Origin of the sequence: Xylanibacillus composti, assembly GCF_018403685.1 — a bacterium.
Classification (GTDB): domain Bacteria; phylum Bacillota; class Bacilli; order Paenibacillales; family K13; genus Xylanibacillus; species Xylanibacillus composti.
In genome coordinates this window covers 103,007-128,656 of the sequence record NZ_BOVK01000015.1, presented here as the reverse complement: position 1 = coordinate 128,656, position 25,650 = coordinate 103,007, and the positions used below count along the sequence as shown (strand labels likewise).

The 25,650-nt window shown below is 52.8% G+C and carries 27 protein-coding genes; 10 read left to right on the top strand and 17 right to left on the bottom strand.

The window, feature by feature from the left end; translation table 11 throughout:
- Positions 1 to 170 precede the first annotated feature (170 nt).
- On the bottom strand, positions 171 to 524 hold the full coding sequence (locus XYCOK13_RS06340) for a HesB/IscA family protein (protein ID WP_213411035.1): 354 nt from the start codon (positions 522 to 524) through the stop codon (positions 171 to 173).
- Positions 525 to 807: 283 nt separating this feature from the next.
- Between XYCOK13_RS06340 and mqnE the strand changes: the two genes are divergently transcribed.
- Together mqnE and XYCOK13_RS06330 are read left to right on the top strand one after the other, a co-directional pair.
- Complete coding sequence (gene mqnE / locus XYCOK13_RS06335) at positions 808 to 1,911, top strand: aminofutalosine synthase MqnE (RefSeq protein WP_213411034.1); 1,104 nt, start codon at positions 808 to 810, stop codon at positions 1,909 to 1,911.
- Between the two features lie 35 nt (positions 1,912 to 1,946).
- Entirely contained in the window at positions 1,947 to 3,008 is a 1,062-nt protein-coding gene (locus tag XYCOK13_RS06330; RefSeq protein ID WP_213411033.1) for an NAD(P)/FAD-dependent oxidoreductase, read from the top strand.
- A 210-nt stretch (positions 3,009 to 3,218) separates the two neighbouring features.
- Here the strand turns inward: XYCOK13_RS06330 and XYCOK13_RS06325 are convergent, their stop codons facing one another.
- Positions 3,219 to 3,470: a YuzB family protein gene (locus XYCOK13_RS06325; protein ID WP_213411032.1), complete on the bottom strand. Its 252-nt coding sequence runs from the start codon at positions 3,468 to 3,470 to the stop codon at positions 3,219 to 3,221.
- A 291-nt stretch (positions 3,471 to 3,761) separates the two neighbouring features.
- On the opposite strand from XYCOK13_RS06325, the gene XYCOK13_RS06320 reads away from it, so the two are divergent.
- Positions 3,762 to 4,007 carry a NifU family protein gene (locus XYCOK13_RS06320; RefSeq protein WP_213411031.1) on the top strand — a complete coding sequence of 82 codons (246 nt, stop codon included), beginning with the start codon at positions 3,762 to 3,764 and terminating at the stop codon, positions 4,005 to 4,007.
- A gap of 65 nt (positions 4,008 to 4,072) precedes the next feature.
- On the opposite strand, the gene XYCOK13_RS06315 is transcribed toward XYCOK13_RS06320, so the two are convergent.
- The 3 genes from XYCOK13_RS06315 to XYCOK13_RS06305 form a co-directional block, all read right to left on the bottom strand.
- A complete protein-coding gene (locus tag XYCOK13_RS06315) occupies positions 4,073 to 4,774 on the bottom strand; it encodes a Cthe_2314 family HEPN domain-containing protein (RefSeq protein WP_213411030.1) in 702 nt (233 codons plus the stop codon).
- A 159-nt stretch (positions 4,775 to 4,933) separates the two neighbouring features.
- Complete coding sequence (locus XYCOK13_RS06310; RefSeq protein WP_244865033.1) at positions 4,934 to 5,878, bottom strand: COX15/CtaA family protein; 945 nt, start codon at positions 5,876 to 5,878, stop codon at positions 4,934 to 4,936.
- Between the two features lie 172 nt (positions 5,879 to 6,050).
- Positions 6,051 to 7,577, bottom strand: coding sequence for a copper amine oxidase N-terminal domain-containing protein (locus tag XYCOK13_RS06305; RefSeq protein ID WP_213411029.1), 1,527 nt, complete (start codon positions 7,575 to 7,577; stop codon positions 6,051 to 6,053).
- 169 nt (positions 7,578 to 7,746) lie between these two features.
- Between XYCOK13_RS06305 and XYCOK13_RS06300 the strand changes: the two genes are divergently transcribed.
- Positions 7,747 to 8,970: a DUF2515 family protein gene (locus XYCOK13_RS06300; RefSeq protein ID WP_213411028.1), complete on the top strand. Its 1,224-nt coding sequence runs from the start codon at positions 7,747 to 7,749 to the stop codon at positions 8,968 to 8,970.
- Here XYCOK13_RS06300 and XYCOK13_RS06295 read toward each other — a convergent pair.
- The 7 genes from XYCOK13_RS06295 to XYCOK13_RS06265 form a co-directional block, all read right to left on the bottom strand.
- Positions 8,963 to 10,585 (bottom strand): putative polysaccharide biosynthesis protein, encoded by a 1,623-nt coding sequence (locus XYCOK13_RS06295; protein WP_213411027.1) that lies wholly within the window; start codon positions 10,583 to 10,585, stop codon positions 8,963 to 8,965. The two genes, XYCOK13_RS06300 and XYCOK13_RS06295, sit on opposite strands and share 8 nt — an antisense overlap.
- 72 nt (positions 10,586 to 10,657) lie before the next feature.
- Entirely contained in the window at positions 10,658 to 11,146 is a 489-nt protein-coding gene (locus tag XYCOK13_RS06290) for a DUF456 domain-containing protein (RefSeq protein ID WP_213411026.1), read from the bottom strand.
- A gap of 19 nt (positions 11,147 to 11,165) precedes the next feature.
- The gene (locus tag XYCOK13_RS06285; protein ID WP_213411025.1) at positions 11,166 to 11,903 is read right to left on the bottom strand and encodes a Cof-type HAD-IIB family hydrolase; all 738 of its coding nucleotides are present in this window, start codon (positions 11,901 to 11,903) and stop codon (positions 11,166 to 11,168) included.
- 28 nt (positions 11,904 to 11,931) lie between these two features.
- On the bottom strand, positions 11,932 to 13,818 hold the full coding sequence (gene asnB / locus XYCOK13_RS06280; protein WP_213411024.1) for an asparagine synthase (glutamine-hydrolyzing): 1,887 nt from the start codon (positions 13,816 to 13,818) through the stop codon (positions 11,932 to 11,934).
- A 185-nt stretch (positions 13,819 to 14,003) separates the two neighbouring features.
- Positions 14,004 to 16,100, bottom strand: a complete 2,097-nt coding sequence (locus XYCOK13_RS06275) for a peptidoglycan D,D-transpeptidase FtsI family protein (RefSeq protein ID WP_244865032.1) — start codon at positions 16,098 to 16,100, stop codon at positions 14,004 to 14,006.
- Between the two features lie 13 nt (positions 16,101 to 16,113).
- Positions 16,114 to 16,833, bottom strand: a complete 720-nt coding sequence (locus XYCOK13_RS06270) for an HAD-IA family hydrolase (RefSeq protein WP_213411022.1) — start codon at positions 16,831 to 16,833, stop codon at positions 16,114 to 16,116.
- Positions 16,834 to 16,941: 108 nt separating this feature from the next.
- Positions 16,942 to 17,361: a hypothetical protein gene (locus tag XYCOK13_RS06265; RefSeq protein ID WP_213411021.1), complete on the bottom strand. Its 420-nt coding sequence runs from the start codon at positions 17,359 to 17,361 to the stop codon at positions 16,942 to 16,944.
- 156 nt (positions 17,362 to 17,517) lie between these two features.
- On the opposite strand from XYCOK13_RS06265, the gene XYCOK13_RS06260 reads away from it, so the two are divergent.
- Both XYCOK13_RS06260 and XYCOK13_RS06255 read left to right on the top strand, forming a co-directional pair.
- Complete coding sequence (locus XYCOK13_RS06260) at positions 17,518 to 18,696, top strand: MFS transporter (protein WP_213411020.1); 1,179 nt, start codon at positions 17,518 to 17,520, stop codon at positions 18,694 to 18,696.
- 69 nt (positions 18,697 to 18,765) lie between these two features.
- Complete coding sequence (locus XYCOK13_RS06255) at positions 18,766 to 19,140, top strand: ribonuclease M5 (protein WP_213411019.1); 375 nt, start codon at positions 18,766 to 18,768, stop codon at positions 19,138 to 19,140.
- A gap of 186 nt (positions 19,141 to 19,326) precedes the next feature.
- On the opposite strand, the gene XYCOK13_RS06250 is transcribed toward XYCOK13_RS06255, so the two are convergent.
- The gene (locus XYCOK13_RS06250; RefSeq protein WP_213411018.1) at positions 19,327 to 19,944 is read right to left on the bottom strand and encodes an SCO family protein; all 618 of its coding nucleotides are present in this window, start codon (positions 19,942 to 19,944) and stop codon (positions 19,327 to 19,329) included.
- A 43-nt stretch (positions 19,945 to 19,987) separates the two neighbouring features.
- Positions 19,988 to 20,857 (bottom strand): heme o synthase, encoded by an 870-nt coding sequence (gene cyoE / locus XYCOK13_RS06245; RefSeq protein WP_213411017.1) that lies wholly within the window; start codon positions 20,855 to 20,857, stop codon positions 19,988 to 19,990.
- A gap of 167 nt (positions 20,858 to 21,024) precedes the next feature.
- Here cyoE and XYCOK13_RS06240 point away from each other — a divergent pair, with 167 nt between their 5' ends.
- Both XYCOK13_RS06240 and gerQ read left to right on the top strand, forming a co-directional pair.
- Entirely contained in the window at positions 21,025 to 21,456 is a 432-nt protein-coding gene (locus XYCOK13_RS06240) for a cell wall hydrolase (RefSeq protein ID WP_213411016.1), read from the top strand.
- Positions 21,457 to 21,487: 31 nt separating this feature from the next.
- Positions 21,488 to 21,952 (top strand): spore coat protein GerQ, encoded by a 465-nt coding sequence (gerQ, locus tag XYCOK13_RS06235; RefSeq protein ID WP_373314339.1) that lies wholly within the window; start codon positions 21,488 to 21,490, stop codon positions 21,950 to 21,952.
- Positions 21,953 to 22,004: 52 nt separating this feature from the next.
- On the opposite strand, the gene XYCOK13_RS06230 is transcribed toward gerQ, so the two are convergent.
- Entirely contained in the window at positions 22,005 to 22,271 is a 267-nt protein-coding gene (locus XYCOK13_RS06230; protein WP_213411015.1) for a hypothetical protein, read from the bottom strand.
- 99 nt (positions 22,272 to 22,370) lie between these two features.
- On the opposite strand from XYCOK13_RS06230, the gene XYCOK13_RS06225 reads away from it, so the two are divergent.
- Positions 22,371 to 23,354 carry a metal-dependent hydrolase gene (locus tag XYCOK13_RS06225; protein ID WP_213411014.1) on the top strand — a complete coding sequence of 328 codons (984 nt, stop codon included), beginning with the start codon at positions 22,371 to 22,373 and terminating at the stop codon, positions 23,352 to 23,354.
- A gap of 351 nt (positions 23,355 to 23,705) precedes the next feature.
- Here the strand turns inward: XYCOK13_RS06225 and XYCOK13_RS06220 are convergent, their stop codons facing one another.
- Positions 23,706 to 23,921, bottom strand: a complete 216-nt coding sequence (locus XYCOK13_RS06220; protein ID WP_213411013.1) for an alpha/beta-type small acid-soluble spore protein — start codon at positions 23,919 to 23,921, stop codon at positions 23,706 to 23,708.
- A gap of 127 nt (positions 23,922 to 24,048) precedes the next feature.
- Between XYCOK13_RS06220 and XYCOK13_RS22320 the strand changes: the two genes are divergently transcribed.
- Positions 24,049 to 24,216, top strand: coding sequence for a DUF5325 family protein (locus XYCOK13_RS22320; RefSeq protein ID WP_213411012.1), 168 nt, complete (start codon positions 24,049 to 24,051; stop codon positions 24,214 to 24,216).
- Between the two features lie 9 nt (positions 24,217 to 24,225).
- Here XYCOK13_RS22320 and trpS read toward each other — a convergent pair whose 3' ends face one another.
- The gene (trpS, locus tag XYCOK13_RS06210) at positions 24,226 to 25,212 is read right to left on the bottom strand and encodes a tryptophan--tRNA ligase (protein ID WP_213411011.1); all 987 of its coding nucleotides are present in this window, start codon (positions 25,210 to 25,212) and stop codon (positions 24,226 to 24,228) included.
- Positions 25,213 to 25,650 lie beyond the last annotated feature (438 nt).

Sequence of the window (25,650 nt, the reverse complement as noted above, 5' to 3'; positions counted from 1 at the left end):
TTTGATTGTACTCAAAGTTTGGCCAAGTGACAAGGGCAATGGTCCTACACATGGCATATAGCAGGCAGCAACCGAGTCGCCAAATTTTTTCCCCACAGAAACGAAGTCCTCCTGAATTGTGTTTCCCCAACACCGTTCAGGAGGAACTTGTAAAATCGCGGTTTAATGAATCAGCATTCTTCCGGCTTGCCCGCTGCATCCTTCGTGCGAAAGGAACTTCCGCAGCCGCAAGTTGCGATTGCGTTCGGGTTATCGATGGTGAACCCTCCGCCCATGTCAGATTCCTTATAATCGATTTCCACGCCGTACAAGTACTTGGCGCTTTCCTCATCTACGACAACCCTCATGCCGCCAAGCTCCATCTCCTTGTCGGTTTCGGCTTTCTGATCATCAAACCCCATGCCATATGAAAATCCGCTGCAGCCGCCCTCTTTCACGCCTACACGCAGGAACAAATTGTCTGCCTCCTGCTGTGCCAGCATTTCCTGAAGCTTCTCTGCCGCGTTCTCGCTAATTTTAATCATCGAAAGTCCCTCCTTGCCTTACGGTATATATTCAGTATACAAGCAAAATCGCTGACGCTCAAGCGCCAAACGACACGCATGCAAGCTAACTGCTGCGCTGCATGCCAGCGCTTCCCCTTCAAATGCCATATTGCTCCGGCTACTGCTAAAGTTTATAATAATAGAATGGTTATCGAGAGTACACGATATGTCCTGTCGCCGTAGCGGCAGGAACATTCTGGTAAATGACTGTTTGAGAACTCGTATTCCCACCTTACTATTATCCAGCGGGAGGAAAGGACTTATGAGCATCGTATTGAATCAATCGGACAAGCAGATGCAGACGATCGCAGAGAAGGTTCGAAGCGGTCAGCGGCTGAGCCTGGAAGACGGCCTGTATCTGTATCAGACAGAAGACCTGCTGACACTCGGCCAGCTGGCCAACGAGGCAAATTTGCGCAAGAACGGGCGAAAGACATACTTTATCGAAAACATGACCTTGTATTTTACCAACGTATGTGAGGCAACATGCGCTTTTTGCGCGTTTAAACGCAATCCTGGCGAGGAAGGCGCGTATACCCATTCTCCCGAAGAGGTCATCGCATTTGCGGAACAGCATTATCATCCAGGGGTACGAGAATTCCACATTACGGGCGGTCACAATCCCGAAGTCCCCTTTGATTATTATGTGAACAGCATTCGCGCATTAAAGCAGCGTTTTCCCGAAGTGACGATCAAATCGTACACCGCAGCGGAAATCGAATTTTTCTCGCGCATCAGCGGCCTGTCCTATAAGGAGGTGCTTCAGCGGTTGATGGACGCCGGTCTCGGTACATTGACGGGCGGCGGTGCCGAGATCCTGTCCGAGCGCTATCGCAAAAAAATGAGCGTGAACAAGGCTACAACAGAACAGTGGCTCGATGTCCACCGCACGGCGCATCAACTAGGCTTGCGCACGCATGCCACCATGCTGTACGGCTCCATCGAGACATTGGAGGAACGCCTTCAGCATATGATTCAGCTGCGAGAGCTTCAGGATGAGACGAACGGCTTTATGGTCTTCATTCCGCTGGCTGTCCAGCCCAAGTCTGTCCATGCAGGAATCAAGCGGAGAACGACGGCCTTTGAAGATTTGCGCACCATCGCGATCAGCCGGCTGATGCTTGATAACTTCCAGCACATCAAAGCATACTTTATTAATATCGGAACCCAGTTGACGCAGCTGGCCCTGACATTCGGCGCTTCCGACGTGCACGGCACGATGATCAAAGAACGGATTAGCCACGCAGCAGGCGCGTTGAGCCAGGAAGGACTGACCCGCGACGAGCTGGTCTGGCTGATTCAAGGCGCCGGACGCATCGCTGTTGAGCGCGACACCTTCTATAATGAAATAAACGTCTACGAATAAAGAGAGAGCGAACCCGCAAAGGATAGGTGCTGGAGATGAAAGCAATTGTCATACTGGGCGGCGGATATGGCGGCGTATCCGTCGTACACCAGCTGCTGGAGCAAGACTTGCCTGCCGACCACGAGATTATTCTTGTGGATCGGATGCCCTTTCAAGGATTGAAAACCGAATACTATGCAGTCGCTTCAGGGACTGTCGCCGATGTTGACGTCCGCGTTCCATTCCCGCAGGACCCTCGGGTTCGCATGGTCTATGGCGTGATCACCGAGATCGACCTGGAAAATCGCAAGGTTCATCTGGAGGATCAGGCCATTGGATACGAACAGCTGGTCATCGCACTAGGCTGTACCGACAAGTACCATAACATACCCGGTGCCGAGCCATACACACACAGTATACAGAGCTTCTCCTCCACGCGGGAAACGTTCTGCCGAATCAGTGATGTGAAGCCTTATGGACAGGTGTCTATCGTCGGCGGAGGCTTGAGCGGTGTTGAGCTCGCTTCGGAGCTGAGAGAAGCGAGGCCGGATCTGAATGTGCGCATTCTCGACCGGGGGGCAAGCATCCTGTCCGCATTCCCGGACAAGCTGCAGGAATATGTTCGCGACTGGTTTCAAGCGCACCAAGTGGAGATGCTGGCACATGCCAACATTACGCGCGTGGAGCAAGGGGTGCTGTACAACGGTAATGAAGCTGTCTACACAGATCTTACTGTCTGGACGGCAGGTATTCAGCCAGCCCGGCCTGTACAGCTGCTTGATCTGCCCAAGGACGCGCAAGGACGGCTGGAAATCAACGTCTACCACCAGCTTCCCGCCTATCCGAATGTGTACGTTGTGGGCGATTGCGCCAGCCTTCCGTTCTCCCCTTCTGCCCAACTGGCTGAAGCGCAGGGCAAGCAAGTTGCAGAGGTCATGCAGGCTCTTTGGAAAGGGGAGACACCGGAGCTGGGGCAGATCAAGCTGAAGGGCATCCTCGGCTCGCTAGGCAAGAAGGCCGGATTCGGCTTGATGGGCAAGCGCATGATCATGATGGGACGAGTTCCGCGAGTGCTCAAAAGCGGGGTGCTCTGGATGTCCAAACAGCATTTTGGATAAGTCGAACAGGTAGCGCCATGCGCAACTCATACAATCTAACAGCAAAGAAGCCTCCACTAGGGAGGCTTCTTTGCTGTTCCATATGTGATCCGCTTAATCGGTCATGTATGACCGTTGAAGCCGTGCTTAGGCCAACAGAGAGAGCCCGTGTGTTGGATAACCTGCATGAAGCGCTCTTCAAGCCTTGGTATGCAGAGAAAGCCGCTTCTCTCACGTTTCATCCTCGAACATTTGCTGATAATCGCGGATGGCAATCTGAATCGCTTCCATTAATTTCTCCGGCGTTTCGCCCGCTACAATCTCTCCGTTCACATACGCATATGGGAGCGTAAAGCATTCGCCGCAATTGCCCAGGCAGCCGTATTCGATCACATCATATTCCGGATTGTCCTCCAGCTCTTGCAGAACCTTATCCGTTCCATGATGCATATTATTAACGCAAAACTCGATAATCGGTCTCACTGCATTCACCTGCTTCCCCAATGAAAACGGCAAGCCATGCTGGCTACGCGCCTATGTCACCGCCGCCTGTACCATCATAATATGTTCTGCGTTTCAGTTCAAGTCGCTCTTACACACAAGACATCAGCTTCGCGTTATGTATACAGCACTGGAATCCGTCAGCCAATTGGCTTAACACCCCGATGCAATGCGGATATTGCGCCGCACTCTCACGCATACTACTCATAATGCCTGATGCAAAATTGCTTTCATTTTGTTATAATGATTCTAAAGGAAGGAGTTGAGGCAAAGATGAGTACACAAACGGATCGCAATATGTATGATGAGGTTATGGAAGTGCTGGATAAACTTCGTCCCTTCCTCCAACGGGACGGCGGCGACTGCGAATTGGTCGACGTGGAGGACGGTATCGTAAAGCTGAAGCTGGTCGGCGCTTGCGGCAGCTGCCCAAGCTCCACGATCACCTTGAAAGCCGGTATCGAACGTGCCTTGACCGAAGAGGTTGAAGGCGTTGTGGAAGTGCAGCAAGTATTCTAAATCAAGAAAAAGCTGTCCCGGTTGGATTTACTCCAATCATGGGCAGCTTTTTTTTGGAGTCATGTTTATCCCTTACGCACGGAGCGAACCGCATGCACGAATACAGCCTGCATGGATTGCACGACCATATCGTAAGCGGCATCGAGATCGGCCATATTGGCTGCAATATTCTCGACCCGCATGGAATCCGCGAATTGCCGTCTGAGTGCGGCCAGATCGTTCAATATCTCTACATTCAAATAGTGTATTTCTGTATTTCGCTTCTCCCGCAAGCGCTGCATGGGCTCGCGATAACGCTCCTTCAGCTTGTAAAGCTGCTCCTCCAAGTCAGGGTGGATCTTGCGCTGATGCATCTGCCGCAGCACCGTAAAATATGAGAACTTGGGCTTGACCTTCTCCGTGTGCACCTCAAACATCTCGTTCAAAAAGTAGCCGAGCTTGTCTAATGCGGAAAACACCCGGATAAACGCATTCTTATAAAAGTACAGAAACAGCTTGTAGTCCTGCAGTTCCTCGTCCGTCATCTCCGACTCATATTGCTTGCGCACCCGCTGCCCAAATTTCGCCGCAGCGTACCGGCTTTGCTCCAACTCATCCAATACGGAAGCGAAGCTTGAGGCAAACAGCTCCAGACGATAAAACCTCTCATGCAATTGCTGCTGGTTCCGGACAGTTTGACAAAACCGGTCGATAGCCTGCAAGATATTCTGAAAAACGGCATCTTCGCCGTCCCGCCTGGTTTGTTCGTCAAACAATTGACGCAGCATCGTGATTCCTCCCTCGCTTGCGGCCGCTGCTTATGAACGGACAATCTGCATTCGATCTCGTCATCATTGACAGCCCGTCGTGAAAATATACATCCTCGGGACCAAGAGGATGGCTGAGCTTTGCTGTCTAGCACTAATTGTGTATAAAGGATAACCCGTCTATGTCCTGCTCCCCAATCGCCCTACCAAGATGCTCAGGTAGCAGAGCACACCGAACAACCCTGCTACAACTATCGTATGCAGCATGCTGGCAAAGAAATAAATCTGATCATGGTGAAGGGACAGTGCGACCACCCCGCCTGTCGTGACTTGCAGCGCGATCAATATCGCAGCAGCCAAGCTTGCCGCTCGAACCGGACGAACCTCCCCGTACCGTCTATACCCGATATGCCCAATCCAGGCAATGAGCACGAAAAGCAACAGTGCCGCTACCCGATGAATGAAGGCAATGCCAGTCCCGCCGCTCCAATCCTGCGGAATCACCTCGCCGCTGCAGAGCGGCCAGCCTTCACAACCAGCCATCGACTCTGTGTGGCGGACAAAAGCGCCCAGATAAACCACGACATAACAATAAACCAAACTGAACCAAACACCGTTGCGGAACCTTGTACTTACGCGAAAGCCGGCATCCAATGCCTCTCCCCAGCCATCAGGGTGTGCCGGCCGATCCATGCGAACCACCGTGATGGCGAGCAGCAGCGTGCCGGCAAAAGCAATGAGGGAAAAGCCAAAATGAAGGGCCATAACCAGTGAGGATTGCTCCCACTTCACCGCCGCGGCGCCCAGAAGAGCCTGCAGAATCGTGAAAAATAGCGCCGTAGCTGCATAAAGCTTGGCATCCTTCCGCTGCTTCATTCTTCGCCATACGGCGATCGTGGAAGCCAAAACCAGAATGCCGACGATCCCGCTTACCATCCGGTGGCTGTATTCAATTATCGAGGTTAAGGTATACGCAGGTAAGAATTTGCCGTTGCACAAAGGCCAATCATCGCCGCAGCCCATACCGGAACCGGTCTTCGTCACCGTGATTCCGCCAAGCAGGACAAGAAACATGCCGATGGCCGTTGCCATAATCAGCGTGCGAAAGAACCTGCCGTTTTTCATAGTTGTCACCTTTCTCTACACCAAAATCAATCCGCTTTTTTCGTTCACCAAATCCCATTATAGCGGTTATCCTCGTCCATAGCTACGCGAACTGTGACAAATATGCGAAAAACGGGGAGACCAGCCGCTTGCAGCAGCTTGTCTCCCCCGTTTCCGCTAAACGAACAGCTTGTCAAAATTCCCTGGTCAACACCAGCATTTCAAAACCTTCGTCATAATACCAATGAACGCCCAAGGCCTCGGCCATCTCCTTGGCCGGCACAAATACCATACCTTCCTTCACTTGCGGCTGTTTCTCCCAAGTGACATCCTCGCCGTTGATCCGAACTGTGCTGCTTCCCGCCGCCAGGATAATTTCCTGGCCGGTTGGATGATCCTCAATCGTAATCTGTTTCGACTCGTGATCCCAGCTCACATCCGCATACAGTTGTTCAGACACATAGCGAACCGGCATGTAAGCTGTGCCATCCTCCACATATGCCTCAGTTGCGTAGTAGGAATCCTCGACAAACATATAGACTTCTTGCTTCGTCTCGCCGGCTGCTTGCAGCAATTCATACAAATCCGACGATCTGTCCACATGTTTCAAAAATTCGTAACGGTTGTCCATGTCATAAAGCCCCACGCCTTCATGGACGTTAATGGCTGGCAAGACAACGTCTCCGTTGATGTTCCAGTATTGTTCCGAGCTCGTCAGTTCAAAGGCGGTGATTTGCGCATCCTCTGCATCAAGCGGCTTCACGAACAGCTTCATTTCGGTTTTGCGTATTTGCTGCTTTTCATCCAGGTAATAGTCCAGGATTAACCGGGTATCCGGATGCAAGGCGGATGCTGCTTCTTCCAAGCCCGACTGGATATCTCCCGAAACCGATGTCAGCCCCTGTTGGATGGATGTGAACAGCAGCTCCACGACAAACTCCCTATTATCGATAAGCGCTGCTGTCGTGGGATCAGCCTCCAGCTCCTGTCCCATGTGCTCCTTCAATACCGGGACGATTGCATCATACAAAGCGCCGATTAATTCGCGCAGCCCTTCCTCGTCCGCCGCAATATTGTTCAGAAACTGCTGCAGCAGGCCAAAGATGGCATCTCCAGGAACCTCCATATGGATGTGTGTAGCCTGGAGCTCTTCCTGATTGACTGTCGTCACCGCTTGTTCTACTGTTATGATCTCCGGATTTGGAAACCGTTCAATTGCATATTGGCCCACGATTGTGATGATCTCACCCTGAATAGCTATCAATTGCTCCTGAAGCTGCTGGAAATCCAACATCGAAACGCCAGCATCTTCTGCGAACATGGCATTGTTCATCACAATGGGTTGATCATAGCCATCCAGCTTGACCGCAAAGCCGTCGGCCTCATTGTACATGTCGAAGCCAATTTCCCCATGGGCGTATAGGAGCGCCCCGCTTATGTAGGAATCGGTTCTGTTTTTCAGCTTCATGTCATCGATGCGAAGTGTTATTTCATGGCCGAACAACCGGAGCAGCTCATCTTCGGGCGATGCTGCCGCACTTTCGTTCGGAATCAGCTTCAAGGTAATAACACCATCAGCCTCATAGGACTCCCGGTTCAGATTATCGACCAGCACTTGATTCAAATTTGTGCCGCCGACCGCCTCACAGCCTGCCAGCCACACGACCATAACGGCCAAAAGCACCGTCAACACGGTTTTCCATCTAAGTTGTTTTTTCATACAGACTCCTCTCCTCTCCCCATTTCACCTATATCCAACTGTTTGCGTTGTCTCACAAATACCTTTCAACAAGGCAATGCCTTTCTCCTCCTTCCCATGTTTTTCGACCAATCGGCATACACTATGGCATAATTCCTGATTTACAAACCCCATGAACGGAGTTTTGCCTATGCCTTTACTTACGAAAGAGAAGTCCGGTTGGTTTCAAAGATGGGTTCGAAGAGTAAAGCGTCTGCTGAATGTGCCCCCTGCGGGACACACCCCTGCCGAACTTGCCATAGACGCAGACGAATGGGCCGTTATCAAGCACAAACTAAAGCTTGCGCTGCAAGCCGACCAAGAGAAGGCCAAACCTATGACGAATAGCGAACAGGCCATTGTGGATCAAATACGTGCAGCTCTCCTGCATGCCAACCGCAACAATGTGAAGCGGACCCGGGCGTATTGGGATCTGGCTGTTCGCTGTCCAGAGCTGCACTGGGCCTTGCTGGCCCACGTCGTTTCCAGGAATGGCGGCTGGAATATGACGGATCTTCAGGGCGAATGGCTGCCAAAGTTGATGTCGCAGGAGGAGCGCCTTCACTTTTTTCGCTTTCTAGAGACGGCTAACGCTTACATTTTTCAGGATGCATACCCCCAGCTGCTGCTATATATAGAGAGCCGCAAAGCAGGCGAACCGTACTTCCACCTGCTCCCGCATTTTCATGTGTCCCGATTTATGCGGCCCTTCTGGGAATCTTTCTGGCGTACCGGCCACTCCCCCCTGTTAACGTTGGCGCTTATTGTGAACGAGCAGCATTATATTGAGGGGCGCATCGTCCAGCACCCGTATTTTCGCCAGTACGTGCTGGACAGCGCGCTATTCAAGGCGCAATCGCTGCTTCAGCTTAATCAAGTGCTCATCCCTCATGAAGCGATCCCTGCCCCTACATCGGCATCGGAGAAGCGGCTTTCCCTCTGCGGCGTTGTTGTTGAAACATTCAGCTCGCTGGAGGAGCGGATTCAGGTAGGCAAGGCGCTTTATGGCTTGCTGTATCATCCTTCGGTGCTGGAGGGCGTCAGGCGGTTTGCAACCCAACAGCGGCATACCGGTTCACGTGCGGACTATTGGCCTCACCTCTTCTCCACGATCCGGCCAGGTTCCAGGCCCTTGGACGGCAAGACCAAGCTCAACGGCTGCAAGCTTCAAAATCCTGGCGATCCTGTATACAGCCCGGCACTGACTCATGTCTGGCCAGACCAAGTTCTGGTGGAGCCTGCCCGCTACGATTGGTTCAGAGATACGAACGCATTCCGATACATTCGCTCACCGATTGCCCCGTCCTATGACGAAATGTCTGACGAATACTGCTTTGCTTTAAAGAAAATAGAAGCGGCCGCCATGCTTACATAGCGCGACCGCTTTCCTGATTTTTGATCCATCTTCCAAGCAGCTTTCTCAACGGGGCGGGGAAATGACGCACATCATCCGGCCGTATGCCGCCCAATGCCAGCATCAGCGCAGGATACATCCCAATGGCTGCTACCCCGACAAGTGCCGCATGCAAGAAGCCGTTCCACCTTGTTCCGAACCAATCGCCGAAGCTGTGCAAAGCCATCTCCAACGAAATCCCGACTGCCGCGATAATGACGGTTGCTGCCAGCAGTCCCAGCCAGCGGCGCCCGAGCAGCTGATAGCGCACACTTCTGCGCAGATCCAGCATATTCAGGCACATGGTGACGATGAAGCAGAGGGTGGTTGCAGCCAGTATGCCGTAAATGCCGAATGGCTTGACGAGCAAAAAGCTGAAAACAAGCTTGACCATCAGCCCAGCCGCTACATAGAGTACAGGACGGGCTGTCTGGCCCAGCCCCATCAAGACTGCTCCGGAGGTCATCATCATAATCTGAAACAGTGAGCCCGCTGTCAGAAATGCGATGATACCGGTTCCTGCCGCGTCACCGAACAAAAATTGATTGATCGGCCGGGCGGCCACACATAGCGCCAAGATGACCGGAAGGCCGCTAAGCACGGCAATTCGCAGCGCCTGCGAGGTTTTGGCCGCAACCTCCTGATGGTCGTTTCGGGCGAAAGCCGACGAGACGACCGGCACGATCGACATGCTGAGCGCAATGGCCAGAATCGGGGGAATGCCGGCCAATGACTGCGCCCGGCCCGTCAAAATCCCGAGCGTTTCCTTGGCCTGTTCAAAGCCTGTCCATGGCTCGAGCAACGGGATCACAATGGAGGAGTCGATGAAGTAAATCATCGGCACGGCCATGGAAATCAAGCTGATCGGAACGGATAAGCGGAACAGCATGCGATAAATATCTCGTCTTCTTAACCGTTCGCCTTCCACTGAAATCGTTCGCCTTTCTGACGAGGCTGCCCGCTTCAGCCGCAGCTGGAATACAATCATGACGATGAAGGCCGCCAGCGCGCCAGTCACGCCGCCGAATGAGGCTCCGGCAGCGGCCCATTTCACATCATAGCCGAGGCGCAAGATGACATAGGCCAGCACGACAGCCGTCACCACGCGCAAGATTTGCTCGAATATTTGCGACAATCCTCCGGCCAGCATCGTCTGTCTTCCTTGGAAATAGCCGCGCATGATGGCGATGAGCGGAAAAAGCAGCATAGCCGGAGCCAGCGCCTGGATCGCAACCGCCGCATCCACATCCTTCGCAATGTGCTCCGCATAGTAGGGCGCGCCGAACAGGAGCACGGCCGTCATCAGCACCCCTGTCGTGACGGCAAACCAAACGGCCGAACGATAGATGCGCTCGGCTTCCTCTGTCCGTCCCAGCGCGAGCTTCTCCGAAACCAGCTTGCTTAACGCACTCGGAATGCCTGCTGTTGCCACGATGAGCAGCAGCGCATACACATTGTAGGCAATTCCGTATGAAGCCATGCCGAGATCGCCGAGCATATTTTGCAGCGGCACTCGCTGCACGACGCCCAAAAATCGGGCAATAAAGGCCGCAGCAGCCAGAATGACTGTTCCTTTAATTAAAGAATCCTTCGTCAAAGCCGTTCCCCATTTCCCCTAGTTGTGCAGCACCATACTTCATTCTCCTCTGCTGCCTTGCCGGATTTCCGGCTAGGCGAAGAAGAGCCAAAAAGCAAACAAAACGATCATCATGCCTTGCAGCAGCACCTTGACCACAGTCGAAGCAAACAGCGATACAAGCGTGACCCACCCAATGCGCATCGCTTTGCTCCAGGATGAGCCATGCAGCAGCTCGCCCGCCGCCGCTCCGACAAACGGGCCAATCACCAAGCCAAACGCCGGAATCACAAACGGACCGAGTATAAGTCCGATCGTGCTTCCCCAAAATGCCTGCTTTGATCCGCCTGACCGATCGATGCCGTATGAACTGACGAGGTAGTCAGCCGCGAACAATACAAGAACAATCAATGTCTGGATAATCCAAAACCACCAGTTCAGCGCACCGAAGCCAAAGAAACCGCCGTATACGAAAAAAGCTGCGTAGATTGCCAGCACGCCCGGCAGTACGGGATACACGGCTCCAGCCATACCGATTACGAATAAGAGAATGACTAATATCCATCCAAGCACATCGACCATCGCTACCTCTCCCCGCCTCTCATAATGCGAAATGCTTCTCTAGTACATGAGCCACCCCGTCTTCCTCGTTGGACAAAGTCACCCAATCCGCCGCTTCCTTCAACTCCTGCTGAGCGTTGCCCATCGCAACACCCAATCCGGCTTCACGAATCATGGCCCAATCATTCATGCTGTCTCCTACCGCAGCCACCTGTTCCATCTGCAAGCCGAGCATGTTGCACACACTCCGCAGACCTGCCGCCTTGTTCACGCCAGCCGGATTTATCTCGAGGTTCGATGGATGCGAGTTGGTGATTTCGAAATCTCCCCCTCTCTCTGCCTCCGCCCGCAAAAATGCCAGCAACTCTGAATCCTCGGTATAATAGCCGAATTTCAGCCACGTATGCTCGTATACGGCCGCTGTCCAATTGCTTCGGTTGTACACGCCTTCCGCCGCATAGCCCCAAAACCAAACATCATGGTCAACAGCCAACTGATGAAGCCGTTCTATTTCCCGGGCCGCCATCACATGCTGTTCATACAGTTCATCCGGATTGCGCCAAATCTCCCCGCCATTAACCGTCACGAGCGGTGCTTGCAGCTCCAATTCCTCAATATACGGGCGAAGGGAGAACATCCCCCTTCCCGTAGACAAGCAGACGACAATCCCGGCTTCTGTCGCCCTGCGAATGGCTGCCTTGTTCGCCTCGGAAATTTCTTCATTGTCGTTCAGCAGCGTTCCATCCATGTCCAAAGCAATCAACCTGTATGCCGTCATGAATTTGGCCTCCTTTTTGTTCTCCCCGTCAAGCCCGGGAAGCCGTTTCTCTCAGCGGGGCGCCGATCTCTTCCCTCTGCAAGTAAGTCTGCTGCCACAGCGCGAACACGTAAAGCACCCACAAATGGCGGGAATAGTCGGCTGTGCCCGTCCGATGGGCCTTCATCAAGCGTTCGGCCGCATCAATGTCAAACCATTCAGCCATGTCCCGGCTGCGAATCGTCTCCAGGATACGATCGCCGATCGGCTCCTTCATCCAATCGCGCAACGGTACGGGAAAACCGAGCTTCGGCCGGTTCAGGATGAAGTCTGGAACGATGCCCTCCATCGCCCTGCGGAATACATATTTCGTAGTGCCGTTCTGGAGCCGATAGGCGGCCGGGATGCGCCGGGCCAGCTCGAACAGCTCCTTATCCAGGAACGGAACGCGCAGCTCCAGCGAATGAGCCATCGTCATCTTGTCGGCCTTCATCAGAATGTCTCCCGGCAGCCATAGATTCATATCAATGTACTGCATGCGGCTGACCGGGTCCAAATGCGCCGACTTCTCGTAGAACGGTCGGGCAACCTCTTGCGGATTCCTGTACCTGTCCAGCCATTCCTTGCCGGCTGCCACCAATTCACCTTTCATGTCCTCACGGAAAATGCGCGCATTGCCTAGAAAGCGCTCTTCCAAAGGCGTCGTTGCCCGCAGCAAGTAATTGCGCCCGTAGACCGTGGACGGCAAGCGGCCGGCGATGCGGTTCAGCATGCGCATGAGAGGCGCCGGCATCCAGGCAAGCGGCCGCAGCGCAAGCGGCTCCCGATAGATACGATATCCGCCGAACAGCTCGTCTGCGCCTTCGCCGGACAGCACAACGGTGACGTGCTCCCTCGCCAAAGCCGCAACATGATACAGCGCAATCGCTGAAGGGTCGGCTACCGGTTCATCCTGGTGCCAAACCGCCCGTTCCAGCGTATTCAAATACTCTTCAGGAGTAATGACCTTCGCATAATGCTCTGTGCCGAGCGCCTTCGCGGTCTCGCGGGCAATCTCTGTCTCATTATGAGGACCCTCGAAGCCGACAGAAAACGTCTTGATCGGTTCAATTGATCGCATATACGCCGCTATCGCCGTGGAATCGATCCCGCTGGACAAAAAGCATCCCCTTTCCACATCGCTCTGCATATGATGACGCACCGAATCGAGCAGTCTTTCCCGCAGCTCTTCCACCATTTGATCCAATGTGCCCGATCCCGGTTCAAAAGTCGGATCCCAGTAGCGGGTAATGTCAACCTTACCCTGCAGATCGACGGTCATGGAATGGCCGGGCGGAAGCTTCTGAATGCCCTGCAGCATCGTATTCGGCTCCGGCACATACTGAAACGTCATATACTGCAGCAGCGCCTCCATGTTCAGCTTGCGCGAAAGTCCGGCCTGCAGCAGACTCTTGATCTCAGAGCCGAAGACCAGCCGCCCATCATGCAGCGCGTAATAAAATGGCTTGATGCCGAAGTGATCTCTTGCCGCAAACAGCCGTTTGCGCTCCATATCCCATAGTGCGAAACCAAACATACCGCGAAGATGGCGTACACAATCCTCGCCGTACTCCTCATATAGGTGTACGATAACTTCGGTGTCGGTATGCGTCTTGAATTGGTGGCCGCGCGCTTCCAACTCATTGCGCAGCGCTTTATAGTTATAAATTTCACCGTTGAAAATAATCCATATCCGCTCATTCTCGTTGGACAAAGGCTGATGGCCTTCAGCCAGATCGATAATCGACAAGCGGCGGAAGCCCAGGCCAACCCCCGGTTCAGACCAAAAGCCGGAATCATCCGGACCTCTGTGATGAATGATGTCAGTCATGCGTTTCAATTGTTCCAGCGCCGGTTCCCGGCGGTCAAAGCAGATCATTCCGGCGATTCCGCACATGTTTATCGGTCCCTTTCCTCGTAGCTTCTCATTAAAATCTAAGTATAGCATAATCAAGCAATCAACGAAAAAGCTAATCAGACACCTTTCCCAATAAGTTACATCCCTTCCAAACAGAAAGGACCGTCCCGGCAACAATGCTCAGGACGATCCTTGCTGCATGATGGCTGCAGAGACAATTGAAATTACGGCGCCGCGCTCTCATTTCCCGCAGGCGCATCCGGATCTTTGTCATACAAGCCATACACCTTGTCATAAGCGTCGAAGATGCGGCGTGCTATCGGGGCGGCACCATACGACCCATAGCCCCCTCCCGGCACGACTACCGCTACGGCAAGCTTCGGCTTGTCGGCAGGCGCGTAGGCGATATACACCGCATTCTCGACAGTTGCGCCTGCCACAGATTGCTCGCTCGTGCCCGTCTTGGAAGCCACCGGATAAGGAAAGCCTTCAAAGCCCTGCATCCTTACCCCCATCATGCCCTCCTTGACGACATCCCAGTATTCCTGCGGCATATCCACCTCATTGAGTATATCAGGCCCCGGCCTCTCAAGCAGCTCGGAATCCGCGGAGCGAACCTCATTGACGAAGAATGGTCTCAGCCGCTTCCCTTCTGTCGCCAGCACTCCCGTATACTGGGCAAGCTGCAGAGCTGTATAACGGCCGCCCTGGCCAAAGGAAGAGAACACCATGGAGGCAAGCTCGCTGCCCATCGCATCCACATCCATATAATCCTTGGTACCAGCAATTTCTCCTGGCAGCCCGCTGCCGGTCCTCACACCGAGTCCAAATTGCTCCATATACGAATCCCAGACGTCAAGAACCTGACTTCTTCCATATTTCCTGAAAAGCGGTTCACCTACAGTGGCTGCCATATAAACGTTAGATGATCTGACCAACGAGCTTGCAGGAGTCAAATTGCCTTGTGCCCGACCATCCGAGTTCCTGATGCTCGAGCCGTCCCGGCCAAACTCGTATCGCCCTCTATCATTGAACACAGTATTCGGCTTGATGAGTCCCTCATTCAACCCAACCAAAATCGTCAACGGCTTCATCGTCGAGCCGAGATACACAAGCGAGCCTGGATGGCGACCGCGCTCGGTATCATCATGCACCGGCGCCCAGTTGTTCCAGATCGTCCCGTTGCGCATGAAAAGCTGTATTTCATCCAGGTCGCTTTGGCTGATGCGTCCTCCGCGCCATACTTCCGGATCATAATCCGGATAGCTGGCCATTGCCACAACCTTGCCGGCATCCTCGCCGGCCACTTCCATCGCCACGGCATACCCAGCCATCGCCTTCGTTCCGGTCTTGTTCACGCTTCTAAACACAGGGTCATTCTTCAGCCTGTCCAGATTTTCCACAATGGCGCGCTGGGTGGCCAGCTGTACCTCCGCGTCAATGGTCAAATACAGATTGTCGCCCTTGATCGGCTGAATGACCTCCACCTCGCCGGGTACAATCTTGCCTGCGGCGTTAATCTGATAAATCTTCGCTCCGTTCTGTCCGCGCAGCCGTTCCTGATACATCAGCTCCAGGCCGTCAACGCCGACTGTCTCCGTTTCCAGGTAACCGCTGGAGTTGTTCTTGTAAAATTCGAGATCCCTGGCTCCGCGGTATTCCTTCAAGTAACCGACCAGTTGCACGGCAATATGCTCTTCCTGCACACTGCCATCCGGTCCCGGAGGACCATCGGTGATCTCCGCATACTCCCGAACGCTCTCTTCCATAATTTCCAAATCGCTAAATTCATCGCGGTGCTCGACCAAATAAGCGATTTCTTCCTTGGTCAAATCCGTTTTGATCCGCCTAGGCTCGGAATAGCGGATCACGGGCGTACGAGGCTGCTTGTTGATATCGAAATTGACATCCATCGCTTCGATGATCTGCTCTGCTGTCATCGTTTTCGTCTTGGGATTGCTTTCCTTGACTGAAGCGAACAGATTGGCCAGCCGATTGGCCAGCGCGATGACCTCATCCTGATTTTGGCCTTGCTGCACGCGGTAATAAAGCGATTGCGTCGATACAGACTGGGCAATCGGAAACCCGTTCCGGTCATAAATATTGCCGCGGATCGGCGGTATTGGAGTGGAACGGGTCGTCTTCCTGTCCTTCAATGCCCGCAGCTCTTCCCCTTCCACGAATTGCAGAAAGGCCAGACGAACAATCAGCACGGAAAATAACACAAAAATGCAGAAGAAAAATACATTCAAACGAAACGCGAAATGCCTCTGACGGATAATTTCCTGTTTTTGCGGATCGCGCTCTTGCTGTTTCGTCACCGTTCCTCCTCCTTCATCGATTACTTGTTCCAGGCAGCAGCTCGAGCAGGCTGCGGATACCTTCGCCCTGCATATAGCCGTACCGCAGAATGCGAATGGCATCCATGCCTGCTTGCTTCGGCGCCCAGACATCGTTCTGCTCATGATCGCCAATGTACAGCGCATCCCCGGGGTCTACCCGCAGCTTGCGCAGCGCATACCGGAATATTTCGGGATTCGGCTTCTCCAAACCGACTGTTGTCGACACGATGATTTCGCTGAAATAGTCGGCAATGCCTTTTTCTCGCAAAATGAGCGGCAAGGTGTCGGCAAAATTGGAGACGACGGCAAGCTGCAGGCCACGCATTCGCAACGCTTCCAGCACTTCCGTTACGTCCTCGAACAGCGTGTACACCTCCGGGCCGGTAAACACTTCGTACAAGTCGTGACAGAGGCGGCGCAGGCCGTCCTCATCGCAATTGGCCCCATTGAGACGCGTGAGCATGTGTGCGTAAAGCTTCACCCAAAAAGCGCGGTCAACCTCCGGAGAACAGATCGCTTGCTCATCCCTCTTTTTTTCATAGTAAAAGCGCTGAATCGACTCGTGCAGCACGGATTCGACCTCCGCCTCGTCACAAGGGAAAGAGCGTTCTCTTAAAAATTGCGTCACCACTTGATGGGCCTCCGGCACATTCAGCAATGTATCGCCCGCATCAAACAAAATAGCCTTGTACCGATCCACAAATACTTCCATAGTCTCTCCTTCGACGCCTGTTTGTGATCATGCAGCTATACCCAAACATATAGACGCGGCAAACCGCCAAAAAGTTCATCACCTTCACGCAAAATCTGACACCGTTCGCTATTGCCCTTCACTTGCCTGTTGAATAAAGGTGTTGATGATTTCATTCCTCGATACCTTGAAGCTCTGACCGCGGAAAGTAATTTCCACCTCATCACTGTCCACGGAGCCTTTCACTTGAAAGTTCGGACTGCTTACGATGAAATTGCCCGCCGCATCCTGCGACACGCTCGCTTGCCCCGATTCGCTCTTCATCGCCTCGAACGCTTCTTCTTTGGCATAAGAGAGAACGGTTCCGCTAATATCTTCCACAATCTCCTTGTAGTTGGCGCCATACAACAGCAAACCCGCAGCTATGACGAGTATAAACGCCCATTTCAAAGCTGTCTTAACGATTCGCACAATGACTACAATGGCCACGATGGCTAGTGCAATGATCCACCACTTGTCCTGAATAAACGATATCCATTGCTCTTCCATGTACTGACTGCCTCCCGATTCATTTCATTCTTCACAATTGCTCTTAATTTAGATTATACCGTTTCCGGTATCATTTGCATTAAAATTTTATTGGCATACGATGTCTGCCCATCACGTACAAGTAATGGTAGACCAAGCATAAGGAAGGTGTACGCCGTGAAAACCGCCATGTGGCTGTACTTGTTCATGTTTATCGCCATGTTTGATCTGCACGCCCAGTATCCGGTTTTGTCTCCGTTCGCCTTATCCCTTGGCGCGGCGCCTTCATTCATCGGCTTCATCATGGGAATTTACTCCCTCACCCATCTGCCGGGGAATATGCTCGCGGGATACGGTGTCGACCGCTACGGCAGCAAAATATTTATCACGTTAAGTTTAATCGGCGCGGGCGCGCTATTGCTTCTGCAAGCTTACGCCTCGAATCCATGGCAGCTTCTGGCCATACGGTCTGTGAGCGGCTTCGTGCTGGCCTTCCTGTCGCCCGCTTGTATGTCGCTTTTGGCCAAGTTGGCCAAGGACACTGCCGGGCAGGGCAAATATATGGCCGGCAACGGGCTCGTTCATACCCTGGCCTCTGTCCTCTCGCCTGCAGCCGGTGCGCTGCTTGTTGCCAAACTGGGTTTCTCGGCGTCGTTCACCATCCTTGGATGGGGGCTGATCGTCACTGGACTGTTGGCACTTTTCTTCATTCATGACGTACCGACCGCCTCCAAAGTTGCCGCGAAGGGAGATGCCGCATCGCCTCCCTCCCCTCTGATCCGTGCTGCAGAACGAGCGCCTGCTCAAGCGCTTGCGGCTAACCCGACCATCCCCTGGCTGTTTTACGCGATACCGCTCGCATTATCCTGTTCCCAGGGCATCTTGTTTTTCGAGCTGCCGCTGCTTAACCTCGGCGAGCAGTCGTTGATGACATCAGGATTGTTGTTTTCTGTGGTTAGTCTGGGTTCGCTCGTTACATTAAGCATGCTGTTCTTGAACAAGCTTTCTCCTTTCTACCGCACCGCTGTGGGCAGTTTTTTCCTCGCCATCGTCTTTTTTGGAATGGCAGTCGAATGGGCGCTTCCCATGGCAGCATCTCTGTTTCTGATCGGCATGGCCAAAGGCATGATCTATCCGGCTATGGCGACGCTGCTGGCATCGATCACCCAAGCTACCCACTATGGGCGAATCTTTGCTCTGCTTTCCGTATGCTTTTCCATCGGTGCGTTTATCGGGCCTACAATCGCCGGGCAAATTCGTGACAGCATGTCCCCTTATTTCATTGCTTTTGTCGTATTGATGCTCGCTTTGTCAGCGCTGCCCTATAGCCGTCCGAGATCTGTCACAATCACATGACAGGTTCGACATTTCCCGGGAAATGGTTACAATAGAAAGTAACCTGTACAGAACGACAAGGAGCGGGATATGGTTATCATTGTAGAGGGCAAGAACGACAAGACGCAGCTGCGTCGTTTGTTGAATGAAGAAATCGACATTATTTGTACATACGGAACACCGGGCACTGACAGACTGGAACGAATCAAACGAGCAGTCGGCGGTCAAGATGTTATGATTTTCACAGACAACGACCCTTCCGGGAAGCGCATTCGCGGCATACTCAGCGATCTATTTCCCGATGCGGAGCATCTTTACACACGGAGAGGATATGCAGGCGTTGAAGGAACGCCAGATGAATATCTCGTCCAACAGCTTGAGAAGGCCGGATTAGAGGAATGGATTGATTACTCGGCTATCCGGGAACCGAATGAAGCCTATGAACAGCCCCCGTCTTCGTCTTGACAGCAATTGAAAAAAGCAGTATGCCATTTAGCCATACTGCCTCCTCACTATAGAATGTGGTGCTTGCACGCAGGCGACCACCCTGGGCTGCGCGCATATCGGGTTGGAATGCTTCCTCAGGAATCGCATTCTCCGCCCGATGAGCGTGCCATCCCTTCTCCCAACCGCCGCTAATTACGTATTGGCTTATTCTTTGGCAAGTGCCATCAGGTCCGAAGCAATATTGGCAGCATTGTCCGGCTCCAAGGCCTTGGACAAGTAATAATGACGAATATTTCCTTCCTTGTCGACCAAGATCATCGCATTCGTATGGGCGAAATCTTCGCCTCCGTCCAACTCCTGAATGGCGATGCCGTATTCCTTCGCAATTTCACGGGAATACTCCACTTCTCCGCGAAGGAAGTACCAGTGATTCAGATCGGCATTGTACTTGCCGGCATATTCCTTCAGCCGTTCAGTTGTATCCCGTTCCGGATCGAACGTAATGGAGAACAGCGCCGTATGCTCGCCAGTTTCCCCATTCGCCTGGAGCTTGTCTTGCACTTGCGAAATCAAATAGTTCGTAGGCTGGCACACATTCGGGCAATGGGAAAAGTAAAAATAAACGAGTCTTGCCTTGCCATTTGTGTTCTCGATCGAAACTTCGCTTCCGTCAACATGGGTAAACGTAAAAGCCGGGGCCGGCTTCTGCACAGGGTAGGCGGACCGCTTGGAAAGCTGGTTGTACAGGATAACCCCTATAACGGCACCGACAGCAAGCAAGACGACTATCGCGCCGGCGACAATAGCTGTATTCTTCTTCATGGAAATGACTCACCCTTTTCCTTAGTTGGACTCCAAATCTAGCCTAAATCTTGACGGTATTCAGAATGATGACGGCAAAAGTAATCATCAGATAGTAGAGTGAGAAAACGAACGTCCGTTTCGACCACGCTTCATCATCCTTCGCCCACAAGCCGCTGATGCACAGCCACAACCAATAAACGCCCATCACAACCGCTACCACGAGATAGATGACCCCTACATAATTCCACACATAGAGGAGAATCGATGTCGGAATGAGCAGCACCACATAGGGGATCATCTGCCATTTCGTTCTACGCACGCCTTTCACTACGGGGAGAAGCGGAAATCCCGCTGCCCTGTACTCCTCCTTGCGCCGGATGCCAAGCGCCCAGAAGTGAGGCGGCTGCCAGAGGAACAGGATAGCGAACAACAGCCACGCTCCGGCGTCAAGTTGCTCTGTAACGGACACATAGCCGATCACAGGCGGCATAGCACCGGAAATCCCCCCTATCGAGGTGCTCCAGGTGGAAGTTCTTTTCAACCAGAGGGTGTATATAATGACATAGACAAAGATGCCGACCAGCCCGAGCACGGCCGTAAGCCAATTGATCGCCCCCAGCAAAATCGTGCCAATAATGCCCAGAATCGCCCCATATATCAGTACATGGCGCGGCTCAATTCTGCCGGTTGGCAGCGCCCGGTTTTGAGTGCGTTCCATCTTCTGGTCCATGTCGCGGTCCAGGTAATTGTTAAATACGCATGCTGAAGCCATCACGATGGAGCTGCCCGCCAACATCAACAGCATGACCGACAGGTCGATTCGCCAGCCGGATGCCATCCAAAAGCCGCCGAACGCAGCGATCAAATTGGACTGAATGATACGGGGCTTCGTGAGCTGTACATAATCTCGCCACGTGGCTATATTGTTCACCGAATGTTATTCCTCCTTCAAATATTCTCTATGATATCAATCGTTCACCCTTTTGACAATGTCAGCCCCTTATTGTTCATCAATTTGTCGAGAATGCAGTCATGATTAAGCGGCTTCATCCATACAATGGAGATAGCGATTCAGGGAAAGGAAGTGACCCTAGAACAATGGCCGTGATCAAAGCCAGCAGCGAGGACGTCAGGACGCTTGCCCGGCTTATGCGCGCCGAGGCGGAAGGCGAAGGCGAGCTGGGCATGCTGATGGTCGGCAACGTCGGGGTGAACCGCATCAAAGGCAACTGCCTGGATTTCGAGAATATTCGTTCTATTAACGACATGGTGTTTCAGCGTCCAGGAGGATTTGAGGCAACTACCAAGGGCTATTTCTACCAAAGAGCCAGAGAAAAGGATATTCGACTGGCCCGCCGAGTCATCGACGGCGAACGCCAGCATCCCGCGACCAATGCGCTGTGGTTTTTCATGCCGACCGGATCTTGTCCCGCCACCTGGTATGATCAGCCGAATACGGGCCGATATAAGTCCCATTGCTTCTTCAGTCCTTATGAAAACAGCTGCCCCGGCGTGTACCGTACGTTTTAACCCACTCAATTGAAATAAGGAGGAATCGAACATGATGAATGTGCCATACCCGATGCCGAATGGCGGGTACGTGTACGGTGTATCCCCCCAGGCAAACGGATATCCGGGAATGCAGCAAGCTTATCCGATGCCGATGCCAAAGCCGATGCCGCCCCAAATGCCGGCTGGCTCGACCATTCCGACTGGCGGACAGACTGGCGGCGTGCAGGTGCCGGGCTTGCTGCCGGTGGAGCAATCGTACATCGAGAATATCCTCCGCCTAAATCTGGGCAAGCTTGCTACCATTTACATGACTTTCGAGAACAATTCGGAATGGAACGCCAAGGTATTCAGAGGTGTGCTCGAAGCGGCGGGCCGCGATCATATTATCATCAGCGATCCTCAGACAGGCAGAAGGTATTTGCTGCTGATGGTCAACCTGGACTATATTACCTTCGACGAGGAATTGGCCTACGACCTGCCCTTCGGTCAAACCGTCAGCGCCCCTCCCCGCTAATGTCAGATGCCCGTGTCGGCAAGATTTCAACGCCAGCCAATTTCACCGATATTCAATTGCGCGGCCGCTGCCCGGCATCGAAAAAGGTCCATACGCGAACAGACCCGTTCTGCGCCCATCTAAGCAGATTCGGGTCTGCTTGGCGTCTTTCGGCAAGCCCCTCCTCACTGTTGGCATGAATTTCGAGGAACAAGCCGGGCTGCTCTTGGCTTTCGAGCCATTCCACGCTGTCCGTGCGCTGCAAAACATCCGCCATATAAAGCCGATAAGCGTCCATCTCCTCCAGCTTCACCTTATACTCCACAAAAGTTTTTTTCATCTTCTCCACTCCTGCCGTTTTGCAATCCTGTACTTGTTGGGTACAATATAACTATATATCAAAATCATATAACGCAATGCTATTTGTGGAGGAGATCAATTGGATACCGGCACACACTTTGTTGTTGGTCTGGGTCTTGCCGGTTTGGCACAAATCGATCCGGCCGTTACTGGAGAAGCCGCATTGGGAGCAGCCGTCTTGTTCGGAACTGTGCTTGGATCGCAGGCACCAGACGCAGATACTCTAACCAGGCTGAGGGGAAATGCCCTCTACATCCGGCACCATCGGGGATGGAGCCATTCCTTGCCGGCGCTTTTGCTGTGGACTGCGGCAATAAGCGGAGGCCTTTATGCCATTTTTCAGCCTGATCGATTCTGGCCGCTGCTCTACTGGGTCCTGTTATCGGTAGCCTTGCACATTTTTATGGATCTCTTCAATACGTACGGCACGCAGGCCTTGAGACCCTTCTCGAAGAAATGGATATCCTGGAACATTATCCCCATTTTCGATCCGATTATTTTTCTCAGCCATGCAGTCGCCGTTCTGCTGTGGACGCTCAAGCTGGCTAATCCTGTCGTCGTTTTCCCGCTGCTGTATGCGTTCTTGGCTCTCTACTATGTTTGGCGTGTTCTTGTACATCGAAGCGTCCAGCGAAAAATTCAATCGATGGATGTCAAGCGTAATTCGAAGGATCGATACCTAGTCATTCCCACCCTGCATCCCTATCACTGGAACGTTGTCAAAATCGAGCATAACGGCGACTATCAAATTGGCGAATGGCGCAGCGGCAAGCTGCAGTGGATCGATCGTGTGAGCCGTTCCTCACACCCGACTATAGAATTGTCAAAAAAACATCCGGATGTCGCCGCCCTGCTTTCATTCAGCACTCATGCCTGCCCCGAGGTGCATACTCACCGTTGGGGACATGAGGTGCGCTGGGTTGATGTCCGTTACCGCCATCGCAAGCAGTACCCGTTCGTCGCGGTCGTGCTGTTCGACCATGACGGGAATGTTTTGGACTCTTACGTAGGCTGGATGAATGAGGAAAAGGTCGGCAAAAAATTGCGCTTGGACAGCTATTGAGTTACAATCCAAGCAGCATCCCTTTGCAGCCGACATAACAAAAGAGCTCAAGGGAACACATTCCCTTGAGCTCTCTTTGTAATCTGGTCGGCCCCGCGAAAGTACTTGATTGTACTTCGTAAGCGTTCCTGCACTTTCGTGGGTTGATAATCCGGGCCCCATGAAAGTACCTGACTAACTTCAGCGCTTGTCATCACTTTCATGGGTTTTAATCATTCGGGCCCCACGAAAGTACTTGATTGTACTTCGTAAGCGTTCCTGCACTTTCGTGGTTGATAATCCGGGCCCCATGAAAGTACCTGACTAACTTCAGCGCTTGTCATCACTTTCATGGGTAAATATCATTATATCTTAACGTTGGTTGCCGGCCATCGCTTGCTCTGCGATTTGAACCAAACGGCGAGTAATGTGGCCGCCGATGGCGCCTGTATCGCGAGTTGCCATGTTGCCGTAGTAACCGTCTTGCGGAATTTGAATGCCCAGTTCTTGCGCCACTTCATACTTCAGCTGATCCAATGCTTGACTTGCTTGAGGCACTACCAGTGTATTGCTGCTGCGAGATGCCATGTGAAAAGCACTCCTTTCGTAGCTGTAAGTGTAATGTCTTGCAAGCTTGCTATCCTAGTATGGCACCTGCTATAGCGTTCTTATGCACAGCTATGGCAAAAAAACTTTGAAATCGGAGTGATCTACGTTGAGCAAATCCCTCTCCCTGTTGTTTTCCCTTGCCGCTGTCGCTTTGTTTGTATGCACAGGCGCCGCACTCAGCTACAGAGAAGCAGGTCTTGCCTTATTGTTTTTCCTGGCTTCCTTTGTCATGATAGGCCTCGGCTTCTATGTGAAAAGGCGCAGCAGCAAATAAGCAGCCGTTCTACTGCGGCAATACGAATCCCATCTTATCCTTGATTTGACGCAGCGTCTCGGAGGCAACCTCGCGTGCTTCCGCTGCCCCTTTCCTCAGAATAGCTGGAAGCTCTCCAGACTGCCGGATTTCGCGGTAACGTGCCTGCAGCGGCTCCAAGGCTTCCACAACCCGTTCGGCCAAATCCTTCTTGAAGGCGCCATAGCCTTGCCCCTCGTAGGCACGCTCCACCTCTGACATTTGCATGTTTGCACAATGCGCATAAATCGCCATTAAATTGCTGATTTCCGGTTTTTCAACCGGATCAAAACGGACCTCCCGCCCGGAATCCGTCGTTGCCCTGGATAGCTTCTTGCGGATGACATCCGGCTCATCCAGCAGCGCAATATAACTTCCCGGATTCGGATTGCTCTTGCTCATTTTTTTCGAGGCGTCGTCCAGCGACATGATGCGAGCCCCCGTCTGCGGTATATACGGCTCCGGCACCTGGAGCGATGTCGCATAACGCTGATTCACGCGCTGGGCCAAATCGCGAGTCAGCTCCAGGTGCTGCTTCTGATCGTCGCCCACCGGCACGAGATCGGCATTATAAATCAGAATATCCGCTGCCATCAGTGTCGGGTAAACGAACAAGCCTGCAGGAATCGACTCCTTGCCGGCAGACTTATCCTTATACTGGGTCATGCGTTCCAATTCTCCCATGTAGGAAACAGTCGTCATAATCCATCCCAGCTCGGCGTGCTCCGGAACGTGCGACTGCATAAAAACACTGGCCCGATTCGGATCAATGCCAGCCGCCAAAAACAAGGCCGCCACCGCTTCCGATTGCTCCCGAAGCGCAGCCGGATCCTGCGGCATCGTAATCGCATGAAGATCTACAACCATGAAGAAGCACTGATGTGTTTCCTGCAGCTTGACGAAATTTTGCATCGCGCCAATGTAATTCCCCAATGTCAGTTGACCGCTGGGCTGAATGCCCGATAAAACCCTCTTCATTTTTCATAACCTGCCTTTCTCATGGTTAAACCTCAAACCCGAAGTGGAATAAAAAAAGCCCCTCGTCCGGCAAGGGACGAGAGACCGTGGTGCCACCCTTATTCGTTCAAGCTGTCTCGTCCGGCAATACAGCCAGACGGCATGAACCTTAACTCCGTAACGGGGATGACCGGGTCCCGAAGGACCAACTCCAGATGCCCATTTCGACCTCAGCTCCCGTACCGATTCCCACCCTGCATCGGCTCTCTGAAACGGGTTGACTGCGCCTACTTTCATCCTTCAGCGTATTACTGGTTATGACCAAGCATGGTCTTTTCTACACATTATACCGAGGAGACCGATGAAGTCAATAGTTGCCCGAGAGCAGCCAGTAAAAATTTCCACTCCAATCGGGGTGTATATTCTAGCGATTGACACATACTACCTTCACAGGAGGTG

Coding starts and splice junctions, on each gene's coding strand:
- XYCOK13_RS06340 (WP_213411035.1), bottom strand. CDS start 524: ATGATTAAAATTAGCGAGAACGCGGCAGAGAAGCTTCAGGAAATGCTG.
- mqnE (WP_213411034.1), top strand. CDS start 808: ATGAGCATCGTATTGAATCAATCGGACAAGCAGATGCAGACGATCGCA.
- XYCOK13_RS06330 (WP_213411033.1), top strand. CDS start 1,947: ATGAAAGCAATTGTCATACTGGGCGGCGGATATGGCGGCGTATCCGTC.
- XYCOK13_RS06320 (WP_213411031.1), top strand. CDS start 3,762: ATGAGTACACAAACGGATCGCAATATGTATGATGAGGTTATGGAAGTG.
- XYCOK13_RS06315 (WP_213411030.1), bottom strand. CDS start 4,774: ATGCTGCGTCAATTGTTTGACGAACAAACCAGGCGGGACGGCGAAGAT.
- XYCOK13_RS06310 (WP_244865033.1), bottom strand. CDS start 5,878: ATGAAAAACGGCAGGTTCTTTCGCACGCTGATTATGGCAACGGCCATC.
- XYCOK13_RS06305 (WP_213411029.1), bottom strand. CDS start 7,577: ATGAAAAAACAACTTAGATGGAAAACCGTGTTGACGGTGCTTTTGGCC.
- XYCOK13_RS06300 (WP_213411028.1), top strand. CDS start 7,747: ATGCCTTTACTTACGAAAGAGAAGTCCGGTTGGTTTCAAAGATGGGTT.
- XYCOK13_RS06290 (WP_213411026.1), bottom strand. CDS start 11,146: ATGGTCGATGTGCTTGGATGGATATTAGTCATTCTCTTATTCGTAATC.
- XYCOK13_RS06285 (WP_213411025.1), bottom strand. CDS start 11,903: ATGACGGCATACAGGTTGATTGCTTTGGACATGGATGGAACGCTGCTG.
- asnB (WP_213411024.1), bottom strand. CDS start 13,818: ATGTGCGGAATCGCCGGAATGATCTGCTTTGACCGCCGGGAACCGGCG.
- XYCOK13_RS06270 (WP_213411022.1), bottom strand. CDS start 16,833: ATGGAAGTATTTGTGGATCGGTACAAGGCTATTTTGTTTGATGCGGGC.
- XYCOK13_RS06265 (WP_213411021.1), bottom strand. CDS start 17,361: ATGGAAGAGCAATGGATATCGTTTATTCAGGACAAGTGGTGGATCATT.
- XYCOK13_RS06255 (WP_213411019.1), top strand. CDS start 18,766: ATGGTTATCATTGTAGAGGGCAAGAACGACAAGACGCAGCTGCGTCGT.
- XYCOK13_RS06250 (WP_213411018.1), bottom strand. CDS start 19,944: ATGAAGAAGAATACAGCTATTGTCGCCGGCGCGATAGTCGTCTTGCTT.
- XYCOK13_RS06240 (WP_213411016.1), top strand. CDS start 21,025: ATGGCCGTGATCAAAGCCAGCAGCGAGGACGTCAGGACGCTTGCCCGG.
- gerQ (WP_373314339.1), top strand. CDS start 21,488: ATGATGAATGTGCCATACCCGATGCCGAATGGCGGGTACGTGTACGGT.
- XYCOK13_RS06230 (WP_213411015.1), bottom strand. CDS start 22,271: ATGAAAAAAACTTTTGTGGAGTATAAGGTGAAGCTGGAGGAGATGGAC.
- XYCOK13_RS06220 (WP_213411013.1), bottom strand. CDS start 23,921: ATGGCATCTCGCAGCAGCAATACACTGGTAGTGCCTCAAGCAAGTCAA.
- trpS (WP_213411011.1), bottom strand. CDS start 25,212: ATGAAGAGGGTTTTATCGGGCATTCAGCCCAGCGGTCAACTGACATTG.